17 protein-coding genes are annotated in these 21,039 nt (G+C 72.1%); 9 read left to right on the forward strand and 8 right to left on the reverse strand.

The features are described from left to right. Window positions 1–1,890: a DUF6807 family protein gene (locus HT134_RS09935; protein WP_175599834.1), complete on the forward strand. Its 1,890-nt coding sequence runs from the start codon at window positions 1–3 to the stop codon at window positions 1,888–1,890. A 55-nt stretch (window positions 1,891–1,945) separates the two neighbouring features. On the opposite strand, the gene HT134_RS09940 is transcribed toward HT134_RS09935, so the two are convergent. From HT134_RS09940 to HT134_RS09965, 6 genes are all read right to left on the reverse strand, one after another. After that, entirely contained in the window at window positions 1,946–3,052 is a 1,107-nt protein-coding gene (locus tag HT134_RS09940; protein WP_175599835.1) for a dienelactone hydrolase family protein, read from the reverse strand. 16 nt (window positions 3,053–3,068) lie between these two features. Further along, complete coding sequence (locus HT134_RS09945) at window positions 3,069–4,349, reverse strand: Gfo/Idh/MocA family protein (RefSeq protein WP_175599836.1); 1,281 nt, start codon at window positions 4,347–4,349, stop codon at window positions 3,069–3,071. Window positions 4,350–4,422: 73 nt separating this feature from the next. Next, entirely contained in the window at window positions 4,423–5,670 is a 1,248-nt protein-coding gene (locus HT134_RS09950; protein ID WP_175599837.1) for an ABC transporter substrate-binding protein, read from the reverse strand. A gap of 81 nt (window positions 5,671–5,751) precedes the next feature. Next, on the reverse strand, window positions 5,752–6,618 hold the full coding sequence (locus tag HT134_RS09955; protein WP_175599838.1) for a carbohydrate ABC transporter permease: 867 nt from the start codon (window positions 6,616–6,618) through the stop codon (window positions 5,752–5,754). Next, the gene (locus tag HT134_RS09960) at window positions 6,602–7,543 is read right to left on the reverse strand and encodes a carbohydrate ABC transporter permease (RefSeq protein ID WP_175599839.1); all 942 of its coding nucleotides are present in this window, start codon (window positions 7,541–7,543) and stop codon (window positions 6,602–6,604) included. The genes HT134_RS09955 and HT134_RS09960 overlap by 17 nt, the downstream gene beginning before the upstream one ends. A gap of 296 nt (window positions 7,544–7,839) precedes the next feature. Next, the gene (locus tag HT134_RS09965; RefSeq protein ID WP_246363616.1) at window positions 7,840–8,640 is read right to left on the reverse strand and encodes an NAD-dependent epimerase/dehydratase family protein; all 801 of its coding nucleotides are present in this window, start codon (window positions 8,638–8,640) and stop codon (window positions 7,840–7,842) included. Window positions 8,641–8,775: 135 nt separating this feature from the next. Here HT134_RS09965 and HT134_RS09970 point away from each other — a divergent pair, with 135 nt between their 5' ends. The 7 genes from HT134_RS09970 to HT134_RS10000 all read left to right on the forward strand — a co-directional run bounded on the left by HT134_RS09970 (window position 8,776) and on the right by HT134_RS10000 (window position 17,415). Beyond that, complete coding sequence (locus HT134_RS09970) at window positions 8,776–10,086, forward strand: sugar ABC transporter substrate-binding protein (RefSeq protein WP_175599840.1); 1,311 nt, start codon at window positions 8,776–8,778, stop codon at window positions 10,084–10,086. A 14-nt stretch (window positions 10,087–10,100) separates the two neighbouring features. Further along, window positions 10,101–11,021: a carbohydrate ABC transporter permease gene (locus tag HT134_RS09975; protein ID WP_312888051.1), complete on the forward strand. Its 921-nt coding sequence runs from the start codon at window positions 10,101–10,103 to the stop codon at window positions 11,019–11,021. Next, window positions 11,018–11,881, forward strand: a complete 864-nt coding sequence (locus HT134_RS09980) for a carbohydrate ABC transporter permease (protein ID WP_246363618.1) — start codon at window positions 11,018–11,020, stop codon at window positions 11,879–11,881. Before HT134_RS09975 ends, HT134_RS09980 begins: the two co-directional genes overlap by 4 nt. A gap of 66 nt (window positions 11,882–11,947) precedes the next feature. Further along, the gene (locus HT134_RS09985; RefSeq protein ID WP_175599842.1) at window positions 11,948–12,709 is read left to right on the forward strand and encodes an IclR family transcriptional regulator; all 762 of its coding nucleotides are present in this window, start codon (window positions 11,948–11,950) and stop codon (window positions 12,707–12,709) included. 12 nt (window positions 12,710–12,721) lie between these two features. Next, window positions 12,722–13,627: a 5-dehydro-4-deoxyglucarate dehydratase gene (locus HT134_RS09990; RefSeq protein WP_175599843.1), complete on the forward strand. Its 906-nt coding sequence runs from the start codon at window positions 12,722–12,724 to the stop codon at window positions 13,625–13,627. Between the two features lie 147 nt (window positions 13,628–13,774). Further along, complete coding sequence (locus HT134_RS09995; protein ID WP_246363620.1) at window positions 13,775–15,892, forward strand: beta-galactosidase; 2,118 nt, start codon at window positions 13,775–13,777, stop codon at window positions 15,890–15,892. A gap of 92 nt (window positions 15,893–15,984) precedes the next feature. Beyond that, on the forward strand, window positions 15,985–17,415 hold the full coding sequence (locus HT134_RS10000; RefSeq protein ID WP_175599844.1) for a GH1 family beta-glucosidase: 1,431 nt from the start codon (window positions 15,985–15,987) through the stop codon (window positions 17,413–17,415). A gap of 61 nt (window positions 17,416–17,476) precedes the next feature. Here HT134_RS10000 and HT134_RS10005 read toward each other — a convergent pair whose 3' ends face one another. Further along, the gene (locus HT134_RS10005; protein WP_175599845.1) at window positions 17,477–18,433 is read right to left on the reverse strand and encodes an oxidoreductase; all 957 of its coding nucleotides are present in this window, start codon (window positions 18,431–18,433) and stop codon (window positions 17,477–17,479) included. A gap of 102 nt (window positions 18,434–18,535) precedes the next feature. Between HT134_RS10005 and HT134_RS10010 the strand changes: the two genes are divergently transcribed. Then, window positions 18,536–19,165 carry a TetR/AcrR family transcriptional regulator gene (locus HT134_RS10010; RefSeq protein WP_175599846.1) on the forward strand — a complete coding sequence of 210 codons (630 nt, stop codon included), beginning with the start codon at window positions 18,536–18,538 and terminating at the stop codon, window positions 19,163–19,165. Window positions 19,166–19,477: 312 nt separating this feature from the next. Here the strand turns inward: HT134_RS10010 and HT134_RS10015 are convergent, their stop codons facing one another. Then, on the reverse strand, window positions 19,478–20,959 hold the full coding sequence (locus tag HT134_RS10015; protein WP_175599847.1) for an aldehyde dehydrogenase (NADP(+)): 1,482 nt from the start codon (window positions 20,957–20,959) through the stop codon (window positions 19,478–19,480). Window positions 20,960–21,039 lie beyond the last annotated feature (80 nt).

Raw genomic sequence — 21,039 nt, forward strand, 5'->3', positions numbered from 1 at the left:
ATGCGGGTCGTACTGGCGGGCACGCGCGGGTTCGGCGCCCACTACCTGGAACGGCTGCGGCACCTGCGGGACGTGGTCGAGCTGGCCGGCGTCTGCGACACCGCGCCGCCGGAGCCGGGGGCGCTCGACGGGCTCGGCGAGCCGGAGTTCTCGCCCGACCTGCCCGAGCTGGTCAAGCGGACCGGGGCGCGGATCGCGATCCTGGCCACGCCCATCCCGACGCACGCCGAGCTCACCCTGGCCGCGCTGGCGGCGGGGGCGCACGTGCTGGTGGAGAAGCCGACGGCGGCCACGCTGGCCGACTTCGAGCGCATGGAGCGGGCCGCCGCCGAGGCCGGTCTGGCCTGCCAGGTGGGCTTCCAGAGCCTCGGGTCGGCGGCGATCCCGGCGGTGCGCGAGATGATCGCCTCGGGCGTGATCGGCCAGGTCACCGGGGTCGGCGTGGGCGGCTCCTGGCCGCGGCCCGCCTCCTACTTCACGCGCAGCCCCTGGGCGGGGCGGCGCCGGCTCGACGGCGTGGACGTCGTGGACGGGGCCCTGACGAACCCGTTCGCGCACGCGCTGGCGACCGCCCTGGCGGTGGCCGGGGCCGAGGAGCGCGGCGCCGTCGAGGCGGTCGAGACCGAGCTGTTCCACGCCAACGCCATCGAGTCGGACGACACCTCGTCGATCCGCGTCACCACCGCGGGCGGGCCGCCGATCGTGGCCGCGGTGACGCTGTGCGCCGCCGGCCGGGACGAGCCGTACGTGGTCGTCCACGGGGAACGGGGGCGGATCCGGCTCACGTACACGCTGGACGAGGTCCAGGTGAACGACGAGCCCGTGCGCCGCTTCGGCCGGACCGACCTGCTGCGCAACCTGGTGGCGCACGTCGGCTCGGGCGAGCCGCTGCTCGTGCCGATCGCCAGGACGGGGGCGTTCATGGAGGTCATGGAGGCCATCCGGCTCGCGCCCGACCCGCTGCCGATCGCCGCGGACCACCTCGACCGCTCCGGCGAGGGCGTGGTGCTGCCGGGGATCGCCGACCTGGTCGACGCGAGCGCGGACCGGCTCGCGCTGTTCTCCGAGCTGGGCGCCTCCTGGGCGACGCCGCTGCTGGCCGGCGACACGGTCGTCGCCGAGTACGTCACCCGGCCCGACCTGCCGCTCACCGAGTCGCCCCGGCCGTACCTGCACCCGGTGCGCACGCTGGGCGGGACCGTCGTGACCGAGGTCCGCCCGCAGGACCACCCGCACCATCTGGGCGCCGGCGTGGCCGTCACCGACGTGGGCGGGCGCAACTTCTGGGGCGGGCGCACGTACGTCCGCGACCGGGGGCCCGCCTGGCTCGACAACCACGGCGTGCAGCGGCACGTGGCGTTCGAGGAGCGCGACGCGGCCGGCTTCGCCGAGACGCTGCTGTGGGAGCGGCCGGGCGAGGAGCCGGTCGTGCGCGAGGAGCGGACGGCGCGGGCGGTGCCGCTGTCGCGGGGCTGGGCACTGCGTCTCTCCTTCACGCTGCGCAACCTCACCGGCTCGCCGCTGACCGTGGAGAGCTCGGCCACCAAGGGACGGGCCGGCGCCGGGTACGGCGGGTTCTTCTGGCGGGCTCCCGCCGGGTCGCCGGGGCTGCGGGTCTTCACCGGCGAGGCCGAGGGCGAGCAGGCGGTCCACGGGTCGCGGGCGCCGTGGCTGGCGCTGTCGGCCGAGGGCTGGACGCTGGTGTTCGCCCAGGACGACGACCCGTGGTTCGTGCGGGTCGCCGAGTATCCCGGGGTGGGCACGGCGCTGGCCTGGGACACGCCGCTGGTCTTCGACGACGTGCTGGCCCGCCGGGTCACCGTGCTCGTGGCCGACGGCCGTCTGACGCCCCAGGACGTCCCCGCGCTGGTGGCCGAGGCCACGAGTTGAGTCTCCCGGGCGCCTGGGCCGCGGGCCCGGACGCCCGGGTGTGCGGGCTCCGCGCTCAGGCGCCCAGGTGGTGTCGCAGCCAGGCGAAGGCGTGCTCCTGCATGGGCACGGTGAACGCGTGCGGCGCGTCGAAGAAGACCCCCTCGTAACCGCCGTCCGGGTACGCCCGGGAGATGATCGCGTGGGCCCGGCGCATCCCGGCGGGCGGGAACAGCTCGTCCCGCTCGCCGTACTGCACCAGGAGCGGCCGCGGGGCCGCCGAGGCGGCCAGGGACGGCCAGTCGCACACCCGCGACAGGCCGGGCGGGTAGAGCATCCAGGTGTGCGCGGCCACGTGGCGGTCGAGCAGCTCGCGGTAGGACGACATCATGGCCGCGACGGCGACCGCGCCGATCGCCGGGTCGAACGCACCGAGCAGCGCGGCGCGCAGGCCGCCGCCCGACAGCCCCACGCAGCCCACGGCGCCGACGTCGGGCCGGGAGCGCAGGTAGGCCGCCGCGGCCAGGTCCTCCCCCGCCACCGCCCCGGCCAGCGACGTGCCGAGCAGCACGCAGTACTTCTCCAGCAGGTGCTCGTGCCGGGCCGCGGCGCGGTCGTAGGCGTCGGCCTGGGACAGCCCCTCGGACACGCCGGCGGCGGCCGCCGCGGCCACCGGCTCGGGCATGACCTCCAGCGGGAAGCGGCGGCTCCCCCAGCCGAGGACGTCGTGGACCAGCACGGCGAAGCCGCGCCGGGCCAGCTCACCGGCGTAGGCGCGGCCGCCGTAGATCTGCCCGCGCAGCCGGGTCACCTCAGGGGACGGCGGGCCGGGGCCGTCGGCGATCTTCTCCTTGCCGGCGAACTTCATGCCGGCGTGGCAGTGCAGCGCGACGACGCCCGGCAGCGGGCCGGCCGCGCCGCGCGGCCTGAGCAGGTACGCCCGGGTGCGCGGGCCGTAGCCGACCGACCAGGACAGCTCCTCGCCGGCGAGGTCGCCGGCGGTCCAGGAGCGCTCCACGCGGACGTCGCCGGCCGTGAGGTCGAGCACGCCGGCCGCCTCGCGGGCGGCCCGGCGCAGCCGCGGGCCCGGGGCGGCCTCGGGGAACAGGCCGCGCCCGCGCGCGGCCACCTCGGCGAGGCCGGCGAACTCCCCGAGGTGCCGCGAGACCATCGGCTCAGGCATCGGCTCAGGCATCGGCTCAGGCATCGGCCAGGCTGGTGCCGTCCTCGGTGAGGGCGACGGGCAGGCCGGTCGCGGCCGAGCGGTTGGCGGCGACGCCCACCAGCACGCTGCGGATGCCGTCGCGGTACCCGGCCGGGCGGCCGAGCGGGTCGTCGCCGGGGCCGCGGAAGACGTCGTCCAGCAGCAGGCGGTCGCCGCCGCCGTGGCCGCCCGCGCCGCGCTCGATCGGGATCTCCTCCGGCTGCCGCCAGTGGCGGTGCAGCACGAGCCTCTCCCACGCGTCGGCCGCGTGCTCCTTGCTCGCGGCGCTCGGGTCGATGGCGGCCTGCGGCGGGGTCCAGGACCGCTCGCACACCTCCAGCTCGATGCGGCCCTCGGTGCCGGTGAACACGACGCGGTAGCCCTCGAACGGGGCGTGCGCGGTCAGCGAGTAGGTGAGCATCGCCCGGTTGGCGTAGCGGACGAGGACCGCCATGTTGTCGTCGATGGTCACGCCGTCGGCGAAGACGTCCTGGTCGCGGATGTAGCCGTCCTCGTGCTCGGCGTCGAGGTAGAGGCGCTTGAGCCGGGGGTCGGCCGAGATGTCGAGCAGGTACGGGTCGGTGCCGAGGCCCGGCGCGCCGTGCGAGCGCGCGGGACGCTCGCCCCGGGGCAGGGCCGTGCCGTAGAAGCGCAGGTCGGCCTGGGCGAACACGAGCCGGGGAGCCGCGCCCAGCCACCAGTTGACCAGGTCGAAGTGGTGGGTGGACTTGTGGACGAGCAGGCCGCCCGAGTTGGCGCGGTCGCGGTGCCAGCGGCGGAAGTAGTCGGCCCCGTGGATGGTGTCGAGGGCCCAGTCGAAGTGGACGGAGGTGACCTCGCCGATGGCGCCCTCGCCGAGCAGGCGCTTGACCGCGGAGTTGCGCGGGGAGTAGCGGTAGTTGAACGTCACCACCAGCTTGCCGGAGGAGCGCTCCGCCGCCTCGGCGATCGCGGCGCAGCTCTCGGCGTCGATGGTGAGCGGCTTCTCCACGATGACGTCCTTGCCGGCGTCCAGCGCGGCGCAGACGTAGCGGGCGTGGGTGGCGTCGATCGTGGTGACGACCACCGCGTCGGCCAGGTCCAGCAGCTTGCCGAACTCGTCGGGGCCGAAGCAGGGCACCTCCCGGCCGATGCGCTCGACGTAGTAGGCCATGCGGGTGCGGTTGGTGTCGCAGAGACCGGCGATGGTCCCCGCGTCGCTCCAGTCGCCCAGCAGCGCGTCCACGTACATCTGGACGCGGTGGCCGAGGCCGACGAAAGCGTACCTGGTGCTCAACGTGCTCTCCCCGGGATTCGAGATGTGGGGCCGGGGGCGCTGCGCCCCCGGCCCGTCGTGCTGGTGACCGGCGTCAGCCGGCGATGGCGGCGTTGGCCTCGGACAGGAACTTCTGGGCGCCCGCGTCCGGCGTGGTCTTGCCGAACAGGACCTCGTCGGTGTTGCGCTTGAGGATGTCCTCCATCTGGAGGGCGCCCTTCGGCGGGGCGGTGATCGGGGTCAGCTCACCCTTGACCTCGTCGATGAAGGCGAGGGTGCGCTGGTCGACCGGGGGCAGCTTGTCCTTGACGGCGGCCAGCACCTTGGAGTTGGTGGGCAGACCGCGGTCGCTGAGCAGGATCGAGGCGGCGTCCGGGTCGTTGACCAGGAAGTCGATCAGCTTGGCGGCCTCGGCGGAGTGCTCGGACTTGGCGGAGGCGGTGTAGTACATGGCCGGCTGGAGGAACATGCCGGCGGTGGGGGCGCCCTTCTCCCTGGGCATGCGCAGCAGCTCCAGCTCCTGGCCCGACGCCTTGGACAGGGCGTTGAGCTGGTTGCTCCACCACATGCCCATCGCGCCGGCGTTGGTGGCCAGCAGCGACTGCTCGGGGCCGGCGGTCAGCAGCTCGGCGCTCTTGGCCGGCTCGGGGGCCGCCTTGGCGGCGATGAGCTGCTGGCTGATGTTCCACCACGCCTTGATCGTGTCGACCGACAGGCCGATCTTGTTGCCGTCGTAAAACTTCTCACCGCGCTGGGCGGCGAAGATCTGCAGCCAGGCCGGGTTGGGGTTGTACTCGGCGCCCATCACGCCGCCGCCGCCCGCGGAGATCTGCTTGGCCAGCTCGATCCACTGGTCCCAGGTCCAGGTCTTGTCGTCGGGCAGCTTCTGCTTGCTCTTCTCCAGCACGGAGGGGTTGGCGAGCATGGAGAAGGCGTTGACGCCCGTGGGGATGGCGTACTGCTTGCCCTCCACCTGGCCGCTGCTGAGCACCTGCTGGTCGAGGTCGGCGCTCGGGACCTTGCCGGCCAGGTCCGCCAGGGCGCCGCGCCCGGCGTACTCGCTGAGGCCGCGGATCTCGATGCTCATGACGTCGGGGGCGTCGTTGGCCGCCACCTTGGTCGCGAGCTTCTCGTAATAGCTGTCCCAGTTGGAGAAGTCGCCCTCGACGTCGATGGTCGGGTTCTTCTCCTCGAACTTCTTCAGGGCCTGCTCGGTCAGCTTCTGCCGGGCGTCGCTGCCCCAGTAGGAGAAGACGATCTTCACCTTGTCGCCGGAGCCGCCGCTGTCGCCGCCGCTTCCGCCGCCACAGGCACTGGCCGTCGTCATCACGGCCGCCGTCATGAGGGCAACCGTCCACATCTTCTTACGAGAGCCGAGACTCACAGCTCTTCCTCCTTCAGGAGATTGCGGGGGGTGGGTCGGCTACTTGAGGCCGGTGGTAGCCACACCGCGGATCAGGTACTTCTGGCCGGCCAGGAAGAACCCGAAGATGGGCCCGAGCGAGACGATCGACATCGCGAACATCGGTCCCCACGACGACTCTCCGCTCGAGTCGAGGAACTGGCGGAGGGCGACGGCCACGGTGAGGTTATCGCTGTTCGTCAGATACAAGTTCTGGCTGAAGAAGTCGTTCCAGGTCCAGATGAAGGTGAAGATGCCGGTCGTGGCGAGGGCGGGCGTGCACAGCGGGAGGATCACCTGCAGGAAGACCCGCCAGTACCCGGCGCCGTCGATGGCGGCGGCCTCGTCGAGCTCCCGGGGAAGGGTCCGGATGAACTGCACCATCAGGAAGATGAAGAACGCGTCCGTCGCCAGGAACTTGGGCACGACCAGCGGCCAGATCGTGTTGATCCAGTCCAGGTTCGAGAACAGGATGTACTGCGGCACGACCGTGACGTGGTGCGGCAGCATGATCGAACCCAGCATGATCGCGAACCACAGCTTCTTCAGCGGGAAGTTCAGCCGGGCGAACGCGTAGGCGGCCAGCGAGCAGGCGACCAGGTTGGCCAGCACGCTCAGGCCGGTGATGACGGCGGAGTTCCACAGGTAGTACCCGAACGAGTGCTTGAGCGCGTTCCAGCCCTCGGAGTAGTTCTCCAGCGTCAGGGTGCTCGGCAGCAGCCCCGGCTCCCGGAAGATCAGCTCCTCCGGCTTGAGCGAGCTGGAGATCATCCACAGCAGCGGGTAGAGCATCAGCAGGCCGAAGCCCGCGAGCATGAGGTGCTTGAGCAGGCGGCCGCCCCGCATCGGGCGGAACAGGAACGGCACCGCGTTACTTCGTGTCGCCATAGAAGACCCAATACTTCGACGCGAGGAAATTCACGCCGGTCAGGCCGGCGATGATCAGCAGGAGGACCCAGGCCATGGCGGCCGCGTAGCCCATCTCGTAGCTCTTGAAGCCCTTGAGGTAGAGATAGAGCGTGTAGAACAGCGTGGAGTCGACCGGTCCGCCGTTGCCGCCGCTCACGATGAACGACTGCGTGAACGACTGGAACGACTTGATGACCTCGAGGACGAGGTTGAAGAAGATGATCGGCGTCAGCAGCGGCAGCGTGATCGACCGGAACTGGCGCAGCCTGCTCGCGCCGTCCACCGAGGCGGCCTCGTAGTAGCTCTGGGGGATCTGCCGCAGCCCGGCCAGGAAGATGACCATGGGCGCGCCGAACGTCCACACGTGCAGGAGGATCAGCGTGCCGAGCGCGGTGTCGGGATCGGAGACCCAGCCGGGCCCCTCGATGCCGAAGACGGCCAGCACCGCGTTGAACAGGCCGTCCACGCCGAAGAGCTTGCGCCACAGGATCGCGATGGCGACGCTGCCGCCCAGCAGGGAGGGCAGGTAGTAGATCGAGCGGTAGAACGACAGGCCGCGCAGGCCCCGGTCGAGCGCGAGGGCGAGGAGCAGCGCGAAGGCGAGCTGCAGGGGCACCGACACGACGACGTAGATGGTGGTCACCTTCAGCGAGGTGAGGAACCTGTCGTCCTGGGTGAACATCTTGACGTAGTTGTCGGCGCCGACCCAGGAGCCCTCCTCCAGGAGGCTGTAGTCGGTGAACGACAGATACAGCGAGGCCAGGATCGGCCCGACCGTGATGACGAACAGCCCCAGGAACCACGGGGCCAGGAAGACGTAGGCCGTCAGGGCCTCACGCTTCTTGTGAGCGTTCACAGCCGGGGGCCGGCGATGTCCTGCGGTTACGGACAGCGAATCAGACATGGATTCATGCATCCCTCATTCCAGGGCCTCCCCGGCACGGCGGGATCGGATAGCGCCTTCCTATAGGGATGCGAAAAGTTTCGTCAACCCTTTGCAGGCGTTACAAACCCGTTACCGATATATCGTTAACTCGGAAACCCCAGCTCACACGGGAGAAGCGGAGCAAGGAGATCAGTTAACGTTTTGGGCTCCAAGGCGTCGGGACTACAACCGGTTGCATGTTTGCGGTGGCCTCAGGGTGGTTACGGATCGTGGCCGGCGGGAGCCGTGGCCCCCGCCGGATCAGGCCGCGCCGCTCACCACTTGCCGCCCAGCTCCTTCAGCGTGAAGACCCCGCCCGCCCGGTCGTGGAGCGGCTCTGTCAGGTCAGGCTCGCCCTGCTCGGCGAGGAGCGGAGCGGCGTGGGACTCCGAGTCGTCCTCGGAGGCGTAGCCGATGGAGCGGGCCTCGTCGAGCGACCACCAACGCCGGGTGTTGTCGGAGACGCCCCAGACGACGTGGTAGCCCGGCGCGGTGAACGCGGCCTCCACCAGCCGGGCCAGGTCGCCGGGCGAGATCCAGGTGGCCAGGCCACGGGTGTCGCCGGACGCCTCGTTGCAGGTGCCGAGCCGGACCACGGTCACGTTCATGCCGAACCGGTCGTGGTAGAGGCTGCCGAGCGCCTCCATGACGACCTTGCTGACGCCGTAGAAGGTGTCGGGGCGGGGGAAGGCGTAGTCGGGCAGCTCGGCGCCGCCCGGCGGGCGGGTGTGGAAGCCGGCGGCGTGGTGACTGCCCATCATCACGACGTGCCGCACGCCCTCCTCCCGGGCGGCCTCCAGCAGCACATGGGTGCCGTCCATGTTGGCCCGCACGATGTCGGCCCACGGATGCTCGCGGCTCTGGCCACCCAGATGGAGCACGGCGTCGACACCCTTCATGGCGGCGGCCATCGCGGCGGGGTCGGCCAGGTCGGCCGTCACCTCCTCCTCGCCCGGACCGGGCGGCGGGCCGACCGGCCGCAGGTCGGACAGGCGGAGGACGCGGCCCTCACGGGCCAGGCGGGGGCGGAGCAGCGTGCCGACCTTGCCGGCCGCGCCGGTCATGAGAATGCGCATGGCTCCCTTGTACACACTCTCGGCTCAGATTCACATTCTTGAATATTGACCGTGATCTGGGTCACTCGTTACCGTCACCAGAACGAGCTTCACATGGACGACACTCGTCCACATCTGTGAACAGGAGGCGGTCTTATGTCACGCCAACTGCTCGGGTTCGCCCTCGCGGCGACCCTGGCCGTAACGCTGACGGGCTGCGGCTCCGGAGGATCCGGCTCGGGCGACGACGCGCTGGAGATCTGGATCAGACAGGCGCCCGACTCGGCCTCCGCCAAGACGGCCGTCAAGCTCGCCGACGCCTTCACCAAGGCCAGCGGGGTCAAGACGAAAGTGGTCGCGATCTTCGACGACTTCGAGACGAAGCTCCAGCAGCAGGCCGCGCAGCGCAAGCTGCCGGACATCGTCATCAACGACACCGCGCAGCTCGGCAACATGCACACCCAGGGCTGGGTGCGGGAGGTGGACAAGGCCAAGCTGGCCGGCGGCGACAAGCTGTCCGACCTCGCGTGGAAGGCCGCCCAGGGCGGCGACGGCAAGTACTACGGCGTGCCGTTCTCCGCCCAGGCGTTCGCGCTGATCATCCGCAAGGACTGGCGGGAGAAGGTCGGCCTCGGCACCCCCAGGACGTGGGAGGACCTCACCAAGCTCGCGCAGGCGTTCACCGACAAGGACCCCGACGGCAACGGCCGGAAGGACACCGCCGGCTTCGTCATACCCGGCGGCACCAAGCGCGGCTACGCTTCCTGGTACGCCTCCTCCCTCATCTACGCCAACGGCGGCGACTTCGTGAAGGCGACCGGGCCCGGCAAGTTCACCGCCACGGTCGACGACCCGAGGACGGTCGAGGCGGTGAAGTACCTCCAGGACCAGTTCTGCACGACCAAGACGGTCAACCCCGGCGCGGTCAGCAACGACACGACCGTCACCCACGAGGTGTTCGAGAAGGGCCAGGGCGGCATCTACCTGGTCGGCCCGTACGTGCTGGCCCGCTTCGTCAAGAACGTCGGCACCGACAAGATCGAGGTCGTCCCCGTGCCCAAGGGCCCCTCCGGCGGCCCCGGCACCCTCGGCGAGGGCGAGAACGTCTACCTCATGGCCGGCTCGGACAACGAGGACGGGCAGCGCAAGTTCGCCGAGTTCGCCGCCTCTCCGGACGGCCAGCGGATCGGCATGAACAAGGACGCCGACGGCGTCATCGTCCGCCTCCCGGTCAACACCCGGATCGACATGGCCGCCGAGCGGCAGGACCCGCGCTGGAAGGTCTTCCAGGAGTCCTACGCCCACGCGGTCTACGCGCCGCCGGTGCCGAACTGGGCGCCCATCCGGCAGACCTCCGCCGACGCGATCAACACGGTGTGGGCCGACTGCTCCGCCGACGTCAAGAGCGCGATGGAGGCGCTGAACACGAAGCTTAACCAGGAACTGCAGTCGCAGAAGGCCTCCTGAGCATGGGCCCGAGCGTGACGCTGACGCAGGCGCCGCCCGCCCCGGCCACCTCCCGCCGCCGCCCCAGGAGGGCGCCGCGGCGGGGGACGCTCGTCGCGTGGGCGTTCCTGGCGCCCGCCCTGCTGCTGTTCCTCTACTTCAAGTTCATCCCCATGGCCACGGGCCTGGTGATGAGCTTCCAGGAGATCCGCTACCTCGACAGCACGTGGGTCGGCCTCGACAACTACCGGACCATCCTCACCGACGAGGCGTTCACCGCCGCGATCCGGCACAGCGTGGTCCTGGCGCTCGGCACCACGGCCGGCTCGCTCGTGCTCGGACTGGTGCTGGCGCTGCTCATCGAGGGGCCGGCCCGCTACCTGTGGTTCGTCAGGACCGCCGCGTTCCTCCCGGTCGTGACCACGATGGCGGTCGTGGCCGAGGTGTGGCGGATCATGTACCACCCGGGCGACACCGGCATGGTCAACAGCATCCTCGGCTGGTTCGGCGCCGACCCGCAGCCGTTCCTGGCCAGCGAGCACTCCTCGCTGCTGTCGATCATGGGCATGAGCGTCTGGCGCGGCACGCCGTACGACATGATGATCTTCCTGGCGGGGCTCGTGGGCGTGGACCGCACGCTCTACGAGGCCGCCGCCGTGGACGGCGCGACCACCTGGAAGCGGCTGCGGCACATCACGCTGCCGGCGCTGCGGCCGGTGTTCTGGATCCTGTTCACGCTGGCGGCGATCCGCGGCCTGCGGGTCTTCGTCGAGGTGTACGTCCTGACCAACGGCGGGCCGAACGGCTCCTCCGAGGTGCTCATGACACTCGTCTACAAGCTCGGCTTCCAGAAGGGCGAGCTGGGCGTGGCGTCGGCGGGCGGCATCCTGCTGTTCCTCGCCACGCTGCTGCTCACCGTCCTGGTCCAGGTCATGCGCAGGAGGCAGGCGGCATGATGCGATTCGACAGCGCCCTCGGCCTGGAGGCGCGCCGGGGGCCGGTCGCGACCGCCGTGAAGGTGGTCGTCTACGCCGGCATGGTCCTGGTCTTCACCGGCCCGCTGATCGGCCTGCTGGTCAGCGCGTTCAGCCGCACGCTCGACCCGACCAGCTTCTCGCTGTGGCCCGACGGGTTCACCCTCGACAACTTCGTCCAGGCGGCCGACAAGAACGTCTACCGCTACCTGCTCAACTCGTTCGTGGTCGTCGGGTTCGGGCTGCTGCTGCAGATGCTGGTCAGCGTCTTCGCCGCCTACTCCCTGTCGCGCAAGAAGTTCCGCGGCATGGCGGTCGTCATGCTGATCATGCTGGCCACGATGATGCTGCCCGAGGAGATCATCGCGATCCCGCTGTCGCTGGTGCTGGCCGACCTGCCGCTCCTGCACGCCGACCTCATCGGCACGTACGCGGGGATGATCCTGCCGGTCGGCGCCTGGGGCTTCTCCATCCTCGTCATGACCGAGTTCATGAAGGAGGTGCCGGTCGAGCTGGAGGAGGCCGCGCGCATCGACGGGGCGGGCGAGCTGCGCACGTTCTTCACCATCATCCTGCCGCTGTGCCGGCCGGCCCTCGGCGTGATCGGCGTCTTCGGCTTCACCATGATCTGGGACCAGTACCTGCTGCCCCTGATCGTGGCTCCGGAACCCGGCATGTGGACGCTGCCGATCGCGCTACGCTCGCTGCGCTCCGACGAGGAGGTGGGCATCGGCGTGCTGCTGGCCGCCTCGCTGCTGGCGCTGCTGCCGTCGATCATCGCGTTCCTGGCCTTCCAGCGGCAGTTCATGCGGGGCCTGACAAGCGGCGCCGTCAAGGGTTAGGCGTTCATGTACGTGGACGGCATCCAATATTCTGGATCAGTGGAGCGTCGCCGAGATGGGATGAACATGGAGCCGCAGCTCGTCAAGTCCGCCGAACGGACCGTCCGCATCCTGGAGGCCCTGGCCGCCTCACCGGACACGCTGACGCTGTCGGAGCTCCAGCAACGCACCGGCTTCCCGCGCAGCAGCCTGCACGCGCTCATGCGCACGCTGGTGGAGCTCAAGTGGGTCGAGACCGACTCGGGCCGCGGGGCGTTCGGCATCGGGCCGCACGCGCTGCTGACCGGCACCGCCTACCTCGACAAGGACCCGGCGCTGCCGTTCGCGCAGCAGACCCTGGAGGACCTGCGCGCGGAGATCGGGCAGACCGCCCACTTCGCGCGCCGCGACGAGTCCCACGTGATCTACCTGGCGACCCGCGAGTCACGCGAGGCGCACCACGTGATCCCGCGGGTGGGCCGGCGGCTGCCCGCCCACGTCACGGCACTCGGCCAGGCGCTGCTGGCCCAGCTCACGGACGACGAGGTGGCGGCCCTGCTGCCCGCCCCGCTGACGTCGATGACCCCGCACACGATCACCGACCTGGTCAAGCTCACCGGCGAGCTCGACCAGGTCCGCACCCGGGGCTTCGCCTACGAGCGCGAGCAGGGCACGCCGGGCGTCGCCTGCGTCGCGGTGGCCGTCGACTACCGGATCCCCGCCACGGACGCGATCAGCTGCTCGATGCCGGTGGGGCTGCCGCCGGCCGAGGTCTCGAAGGTGACCGAAGCGGTGATCAGGCACACCCGCACGCTGTCCGCCACCCTCCGGCGAGAGGGCATCCGCTAGAAAGGACCGTTCATGCGGCTCGAAGGTGTTCTCTTCTTTCCCGTGACGCCCTTCGGGGCCGGCGGCGGCGTCGCCGAGGACGTCCTCGCCGGCCACGTCGCCGGCGGGGTCGCGGCCGGGGCGGGAGGCGTGTTCGCCGCGTGCGGCACGGGCGAGTTCAACGCGCTCGACCTCGCCGAGCACCGCGCGGTGGTGCGCACCGCCGTCGCCGCCGCCGCGGGGCGCGTCCCCGTCCTCGCGGGCGCGGGCGGCGTCCCGGCCATGGCCAGGGCCACCGCCCGGGCCGCGGCCGAGGAGGGCGCCGACGGGCTGCTGGTCATGCCGCCGTACCTGGTCGGCGGGCCGCCCGGCGGCCTGGTGCGCTACGTCCGCGAGGTGACCCGGGAGACGGGGCTGCCCGCCGTCGTCTACCAGCGGGGCACGGCGCGCTTCACCCCGGCCGCGGTGGCCGAGCTGGCGCAGCTCCCGGAGGTGATCGGGTTCAAGGACGGGGTGGGCGACTTCGACCTGCTCCAGCGCATCATCCTGACGGTGCGCGGGTCCACCGGGCGGCCGTTCACCTTCTTCAACGGCCTGCCCACGGCCGAGCTGACCGTGCCCGCCTACCGGGGGATCGGGGTGCGGCTGTACTCCAGCGCGGTGTTCGCGTTCGCGCCGGAGATCGCGCTGGCCTTCCACGACGCCGTCACGGCGGGCGACGAGGAGCGCTCCCGGCGCCTGCTGACCTCCTTCTACCTGCCGCTGGTGGAGCTGCGCGACCTGGTCCCCGGGTACGCGGTGTCGCTGGTCAAGGCCGGGGTGCGGCTGCGCGGGACGGACGTGGGCGGGGTGCGGGCGCCGCTGGTGGACCCGTCGCCGGAGCACGTGGCGCGGCTGGAGAAGATCCTCGCGGCCGGGCTGGAGGTCGCGGGGGCCTGACTTCCGCCATTGACATCCCCTTTGTCCCGCCCGTACGTTTTGGGAGCGCTTCCAATCGGTGTTCGTCGAAGCGCTTCGACAGCCACAGGAGGGCCGCCCACGGCCCGCCTCCGCCAGCCGTACCGGCGATGAGACGGGAGCGTGAGCATGACAGGGCGACCCACCGCGCCCGGCGACGGGCAGCCGGGCCTCGCTGACGGACGGCCGGAAGTGGCCGAGGGGCGGCCGGGCGGCGGCCCCGACGCACGGCCGGGAAGTGCTCCGGACGGGCGGCTGGGCATGCACACGCTGACCGCCGGGCGCGGGCTGCTCTTCGGCGGCGACTACAACCCCGAGCAGTGGCCCGAACCCGTCTGGGCGGAGGACGTCGAGCTGATGCGGGCCGCCGGGGTCAACCTCGTCACGGTCGGCGTCTTCAGCTGGGCGCGCATCGAGCCGGAGCCCGGCGCGCGCGACTTCGGCTGGCTCGACCGGGTGCTCGGCCTGCTCGCCGAGGCGGGGATCGCCGTGGACCTGGCCACGCCCACCGCCTCGCCGCCGCCGTGGCTCGGCCACCGCAACCCCGGGACGCTGCCGGTCGACGAGTCCGGGCACCGGCTCTGGTACGGCGCGCGCAACCAGTTCTGCCCCTCCTCCCCCGTCTACCGGGAGCGGGCCCTGGCCCTGGTGACCGACCTCGCCGAACGCTACGCCGGGCACCCGGCGCTCGCGCTGTGGCACGTCGGCAACGAGTACGGCCAGATCTGCCACTGCGACGTCTCGGCCGAGGCGTTCCGGGCCTGGCTGCGCGAGCGCCACGGCGACCTCGCCGGCCTCAACGAGGCGTGGGGCACCACGTTCTGGAGCCAGCGCTACGGCGACTGGGCCGAGGTCGTCCCGCCGCGCCGCGCGCCGTACCTGGTCAACCCCACGCAGAAGCTGGACTGGGCGCGCTTCTGCTCCGACGCCCTGCTGGCGCACTACCGCGCCGAACGCGACGTCCTCCGCGCCCGCACCCCCGGCGTCCCCGTCACGACGAACTTCATGGGCCTGTTCAAGCCGGTCGACTCCTGGCGGTGGGCGCCCGAGGAGGACCTCGTCTCCAACGACTGGTACCCCGACCCCGCCGACCCGCTGTTCCCGGTGCGGGCCGCGCTCACCCACGACCTGACCCGCTCCCTCGGCGGCGGCCGGCCCTGGCTGCTGCTGGAGCAGGCCGCCTCGGCGGTCAACTGGCGCCCGCACAACGTGCCCAAGGCCGCCGGGCAGCTCCGGCTGGAGTCGCTGCAGGCCGTGGCCCGCGGCGCCGACGGGTCCTGCTACTTCCAGTGGCGGGCCTCCCGCTTCGGCGCCGAGCGCTTCCACTCCGCGATGCTGCCGCACGCCGGCCCCGGCACCCGGCTGCACGCCGAGGTGCGGGCGCACGGCGCCGAGCTGCGCCGGCTCGCCGAGGTGGCCGGGCAGCCGGTGCCCGCCCGGGTCGCGCTCGTGCACGACTGGCCGAGCTGGTGGGCGATGGAGGAGGCCGGGCGGCCCAGCGACCGGCTCGGCGTGCCGGACCAGCTCCTCGCCTACTACCGGCCGCTGTGGGAGCGCGGCGTGGCGGTGGACCTGGTGCCGCCGTCGGCCGGCCTGTCCGGGTACGCGCTGACCGTGGTGCCGAACCTGTACCTGGTGAGCGACGAGGACGCCGAGGCGCTGACCGCGTACGTGCGCGGCGGCGGCGTGCTCGTCGTCGGCCCCTTCTCCGGCGTCGCCGACCCGAACGGGCACATCCGCACCGGCCGGTTCCCGGCGCCGCTGCGCGACGTGCTCGGCGCCTCCGGCGAGGAGTGGCGGCCCGCCCCCGAGGACCGGCCGGTGCGCTGCGCCTGGGCGGACGGCACGCCGTTCGAGGCCCGCACGTGGACCGAGCTGCTGCGGGCCGAGGGGGCCGAGCCGGTGGCCGTCTTCACCGAGGGCGAGCTCGCCGGGTCACCCGCGGTGCTGCGCCATCGCGCCGGGGCCGGCGTCGCCTGGTACGTGGCCACCCTCCCGCACCACGACGCGCTGGCCGAGCTGACCGGGCGGGCGCTGGCCGACGCCGGGGTGTCCGGCGCGCTGCCCGGACCGCCGCCGCCCGCCGTCGAGGCGGTGCGCCGCGGGCCCGTGCTGTTCCTGCTCAACCACGGTGACCGGGAGGCCCGCGTGCCTCTCGCCGAGCCGGCCGAGGACCTGCTCACGGGGGCGCGGGTCGAGGGCGCGGTGACCCTCGGCGCACGCGCCGTCGTCGCCCTGCGCCCCTGAGACCTTTCCGGATCATCTGCGTATCTTCCGCCGACGCCAGTTCCCGATCCAGACGGCCCCGCCGCCTCTCTGCTTTCAAGGAGTGACCCCCGATGCCGACCACCCCAGCCCGCGCCTTCCCCGAGAACTTCCTGTGGGGCACGGCCACCGCCGCCTACCAGGTGGAGGGCGCCGCCGCCGAGGACGGCCGCGGCCCCTCGATCTGGGACACCTTCTCCCACACCCCCGGCCGCGTCGACGACGGCGACACCGGCGACGTCGCCTGCGACCACTACCACCGGCTGGAGGAGGACCTCGGCATCCTGGACCGGCTGGGCGTCGGCGCCTACCGGTTCTCCATCTCCTGGCCCCGGGTCCTGCCCGGCGGCGGGGACCGGCTCAACCAGCGCGGCCTCGACTTCTACTCCCGGCTCGTGGACGGGCTGCTGGAGCGCGGCATCGCCCCCGTCGCCACCCTCTACCACTGGGACCTGCCCCAGGAGCTGGAGGACGCCGGGGGCTGGCCGCACCGCGACACGGCGCTGCGCTTCGCCGAGTACGCGCACCGGATGGGCGAGACGCTCGGCGACCGCGTCCACACCTGGATCACGCTCAACGAGCCGTGGTGCTCGGCCTACCTCGGCTACGCCTCCGGCGTGCACGCGCCCGGCCGTACCGACCCGGCCGACGCCCTGGCCGCCGTCCACCACCTCAACCTCGGGCACGGGCTCTCCGTCCAGGCCCTGCGCGCCACCGCCGCGCCGCAGGCACGGGTCGCCGTCACCCTCAACCTGCACCACGTACGGGGCGTCTCCGAGCGGGACGCCGAGGCGGTGCGGCGCATCGACGCGCTGGCCAACCGGGCCTTCCTCGGGCCGATGCTCGACGGCGCCTACCCGCGCGACCTCATCGAGGACACGGCCTCCGTCACGGACTGGGCGTTCGTCCGCGACTCCGACGAGGCGACCGCGTGCCAGCCGCTGGACCTGCTGGGGGTCAACTACTACAACCCGGTGCTGGTCCGCGGGTGGGACGGGACGACGCGCCGGGAGACGGCCGACGGGCACGCCGACGGCTCGGCCTCGCCGTGGATCGCCTGCGAGGACGTCGAGTTCGTCCAGCAGCCCGGACCGTACACGGAGATGGGGTGGAACATCGACGAGACGGGGCTGACCGAGTTGCTGCTGCGGCTGCGCGACGACCACCCGGCGCTGCCGCTGATGATCACCGAGAACGGGGCGGCGTTCGCCGACGTCCGCGACGGCGACGGCCGCGTCCGCGACGTTCGGCGCGTCGACTACCTGCGCCGCCACCTGACGGCGGTCGCGGACGCGATCGACGCGGGGGCGGACGTGCGGGGGTACTTCGTGTGGTCGCTGATGGACAACTTCGAGTGGGCGCGCGGGTACGCCAAGCGGTTCGGGATCGTGTACGTGGACCGGGAGACGCTGGACCGGACGTGGAAGGACAGCGCCCACTGGTACCGGGACGTGGTCGCGACCGGCACGGTGCCCGACGCGTCGTCCCCCTCGCTGCCTGAGTGAGCCCCGGTTCGAGACGCGGCTTCCTCGGGAAGCCGCGCTTCTCTCTCCTGAGCGATGAACGCTACGGCAGGCGTGCCGGTGTGGCGGCGGACAGGGCACAGGTGACGCCGGTCAGCCGTTCGGACAGCTGCCAGAGGCGAGCGGCTGTGGCGGTGTCGCGGATGGCGCGCTCGCGAGTGCGACGAGTCGGCTCGCCACGCAGTTGCAGCGGCCCGTCGGGAACGATGTAGCTGCCGCCGGGCAGATCCGGCATGGTCGCCGCGTACAGGGAGGTCTTCGCGCCGTCCGGGGTGGGTCGGAAGGCCGCGCGCACCAGCAGGCGGGTGAGCGTCGCATACAGCCGTCCTCTGCCGCTGTTGGCGCCGCCGGTGAGCACATTCGTGCGGGTGAGTCCGGGCGCGACGGCCATGCTGCGCAGGTTCAGCCGGGCGGCGTCGGCCCGGCGCTGCAGTTCCATGGCGAAGTAGAGGTTGGCCCGCTTGGACTGCACATAGGCGAACGCCGTGTGGTAGCCGCGCTCGGCGTTGAGGTTGTCCAGGTCGAAGCGGGCGAAGCGCTGCCCCTCACTGCTGACGGTGACGACCCGTGGATCGGGCGCCGCGAGCAGGTGCGGCAGGAGCAGGCCGGTCAGGGCGAAGGTGCCCAGGTGGTTGATGCCGAACTGCGATTCGAACCCGTCGGCGGTCCGCGCGTGGGGCACCATCGCCACTCCGGCGTTGTTGACCAGGAGATCGAGCCGGCCGCGATCCCAGCCGTCGGCGAACTCCCGGATGGAGGCCAGGTCGCCCAGGTCCAGCCGGCGCAGTTCCAGGTGGGCGCCGGGCAGCTCATCCTGCATGAGGGCGAGGGCGGCCCGGCCGCGCCGAGGGTCGCGGCAGGCCAGCACGACCCGCGCGCCGCGGCGGGCCAGCTCGCGGGCGGTGACGTAGCCGATGCCGCTGTTGGCGCCGGTCACCACCGCGACCCGTCCGGTCTGGTCGGGAATGGCGTGGAAGGTCCAAGGGAGAGGGTTGCGCATGACATGCCACCTCGAAGGGATGCAAGCGAACAGATCGCAACTCGAAGTTGCGATACATTCATCCTGTCACCCGCCAGGCGGATATCGCAACTTGGAGTTGCAATGCAGTCTGATCAGCCCCCTGCCCGGCCGGTCGGCCGCGGCGCCAAAGTCCGCGCCGCCGTCCATGCCGCCACGCTCGCCGAGCTGGTGGACAAGGGGTATGCCGCGTTGAGCGTCGAGAACGTCGCCCAACGCGCCGGCGTCCACAAGACGACGGTGTACCGGCGCTGGAAGGATCGCGAGAGCCTGCTCGCCGACGCCCTGGCCGAGCACATGGCGATGGACATCCCCGTTCCCGACACCGGAGCGATCGCGACCGACCTGCGGGCGCTGGCCCGCTCGCTCGTCCAGACGTTCACCAGCCCCACCGGGCAGGCCGTCCTCGCCGCCATATTCACCGGGGCGGCCCACCTTCCGGAGATCGCCGCGGCCCGACGTCACGTGTTCGACGACCGGCTCGCCAGAGCCGAACCGGTGGTGACGCGGGCCGTCGAACGCGGCGAACTGCCCAGGGGCACCGATCCCGCCGAGCTGTTGAAGACCCTGGCCGCGCCGATCTACCTGCGTCTGCTCATCACCGCCGATCCGGTCGACGAGACCACCGCGGATCAGGCTGTGCGCGTCACGCTCGCCGCCGCACACGCCGGGGTCCTGCGACCGGCGCACGATGGCGAGCCGGCTACCGGGTGAGGCCCTGCGCTGAACTCTTCGCACGCCGTGTCGTCGCCGGCCAGCACGACCCGGGCGACAACGTGCATCTCCTCAGACCCATAATCCCCCGAGAGCCCCCGCAACCCCGACGCACCGGAGTCTCTGAGGCGGCGATGCGGTGAACCCCGTCCGGCACCGGGCCATCCGAAGGAGCGACGCCCTGACGGGCGCGGCGGCTCCGGCCGGCCCGCGACCGGCGCCAGCCCGCGACCGGCACCGGCCCGCGACCGGCACCGGCCCGCGATCGGCACCGGCCCGCGATCGGCACCGGAGCCATCGCGCCTGCCGGGATCACACCGCCGAGGTGGACAGGGTGCCGTCCACGCGGCGGGGGATGCCGAGCGGGTTGCCGTCCTTCAGCTCGTCGGGCAGCAGCTCCGCCGGCCAGTCCTGGTACGCGGTCGGGGCGAGCCACCGGTCGATCGCCGTCGCGCCGACCGAGGTGTGCGCCGAGACGGTGGTGGCGGGCCAGGGCCCGCCGTGGTGCATCGCCCAGCACACGGCCACGCCGGTGGGCCAGCCGTTCCAGATGAGCCGGCCGGCCTTGCGGGACAGCACCTCGGCGATCTCGCCGGCCTCGTCCGGCACGGTGGAGTGGACGGTGGCGGTCAGCGAGCCCTCCAGGCGCTCCAGCACCGGCGGCAGGTCGGCGGCGTCGCGGTAGGTGACGACGATCGACGCCGGGCCGAAGCACTCCTCGGCGACGCGCGGCAGCCCTTCGGCGAACGACTCCAGGTCCGTGGTGAACACCTTCGGCGTCACCGCCCAGGCGCCCTCCCCCGGCTTGCCCTCGGCCAGCAGCGTCAGCGCGCCGAGCCGCTCCACGCCGCCCAGGTAGCCGTCGCGGATCCGCTCGGCCAGCATCGGGCCGCCGGTGGTGCCCTCGACGGCGGCGGCCAGGGCCTTGCGCAGCTCGTCGTCGTCCGGCACGAACATCAGTCCGGGGTTGGTGCAGAACTGTCCCACGCCAAGGGTCAGCGAGGCGGCGAAGCCGCTCGCCACGTCCGTCGCGGGTGCCGACGGCAGCACGACGACCGGGTTGACGCTGCCGAGCTCGCCGAAGAAGGGGATCGGGACCTCGCGCTCGTCGATGAGCGCCTGGATGGCCTTGCCGCCGGCGACGGAGCCGGTGAACCCGGCCGCCACGACGCGGGGGTGCTGGACGAGGTCCTTGCCGGCCCGCATGCCCTGGACCAGGCCGAGCAGGTCGGGATTCGGCAGGGCCGCGCGCACGATGCGGGCGACGCGCTCGGAGGTGCCGGGATGGCCGGGGTGGGCCTTGACCACGACCGGGCAGCCGGCGGCCAGCGCGGAGGCGGTGTCGCCGCCGGCGACGGAGAAGGCGAAGGGGAAGTTGCTGGCCGCGAACACGGCGACGACACCGGGCAGCGGGCGCTTGACGCGGCGCACGTCGGGCCGGGGCGGGGTGGCCGTGGGGTCGGCGTGGTCGATGATCGCGTCGAGGTGGCCGCCGTCCCGGACGACCTGGGCGAACAGCCGGAACTGGCCGGCGGTGCGGGCCACCTCGCCGCGCAGCCGTACCTCGCCGAGGGCGGTCTCCTGGTCGGCGATCCGCCACAGCTCGTCCACGTGCGCCGACAGCGCGTCGGCGACGGCCTCCAGCACGCGCGCCCGCTCCTCCGCGGGGGTGGCGCGCCAGGCCGTGCCCGCTGCCGCGGCGGCGGAGACGATCGTGTCGACCCCGGCGGTGTCCGTCTCGGGGATGGCGTCGCCGACGGTCTCACCGGTCCTGGGATCGTATCCGTTGATCATGGATGGGCCCTCCGCAGTCTTGACACTCTCAGAGGTCGATTCTTACAGTTGCGGCATTCGTCCACAAATCTGGCAGCAGT

It is taken from the genome of Nonomuraea rhodomycinica (assembly GCF_013363995.1).
In the GTDB taxonomy this organism is placed as follows: Bacteria; Actinomycetota; Actinomycetes; order Streptosporangiales; family Streptosporangiaceae; genus Nonomuraea; species Nonomuraea rhodomycinica.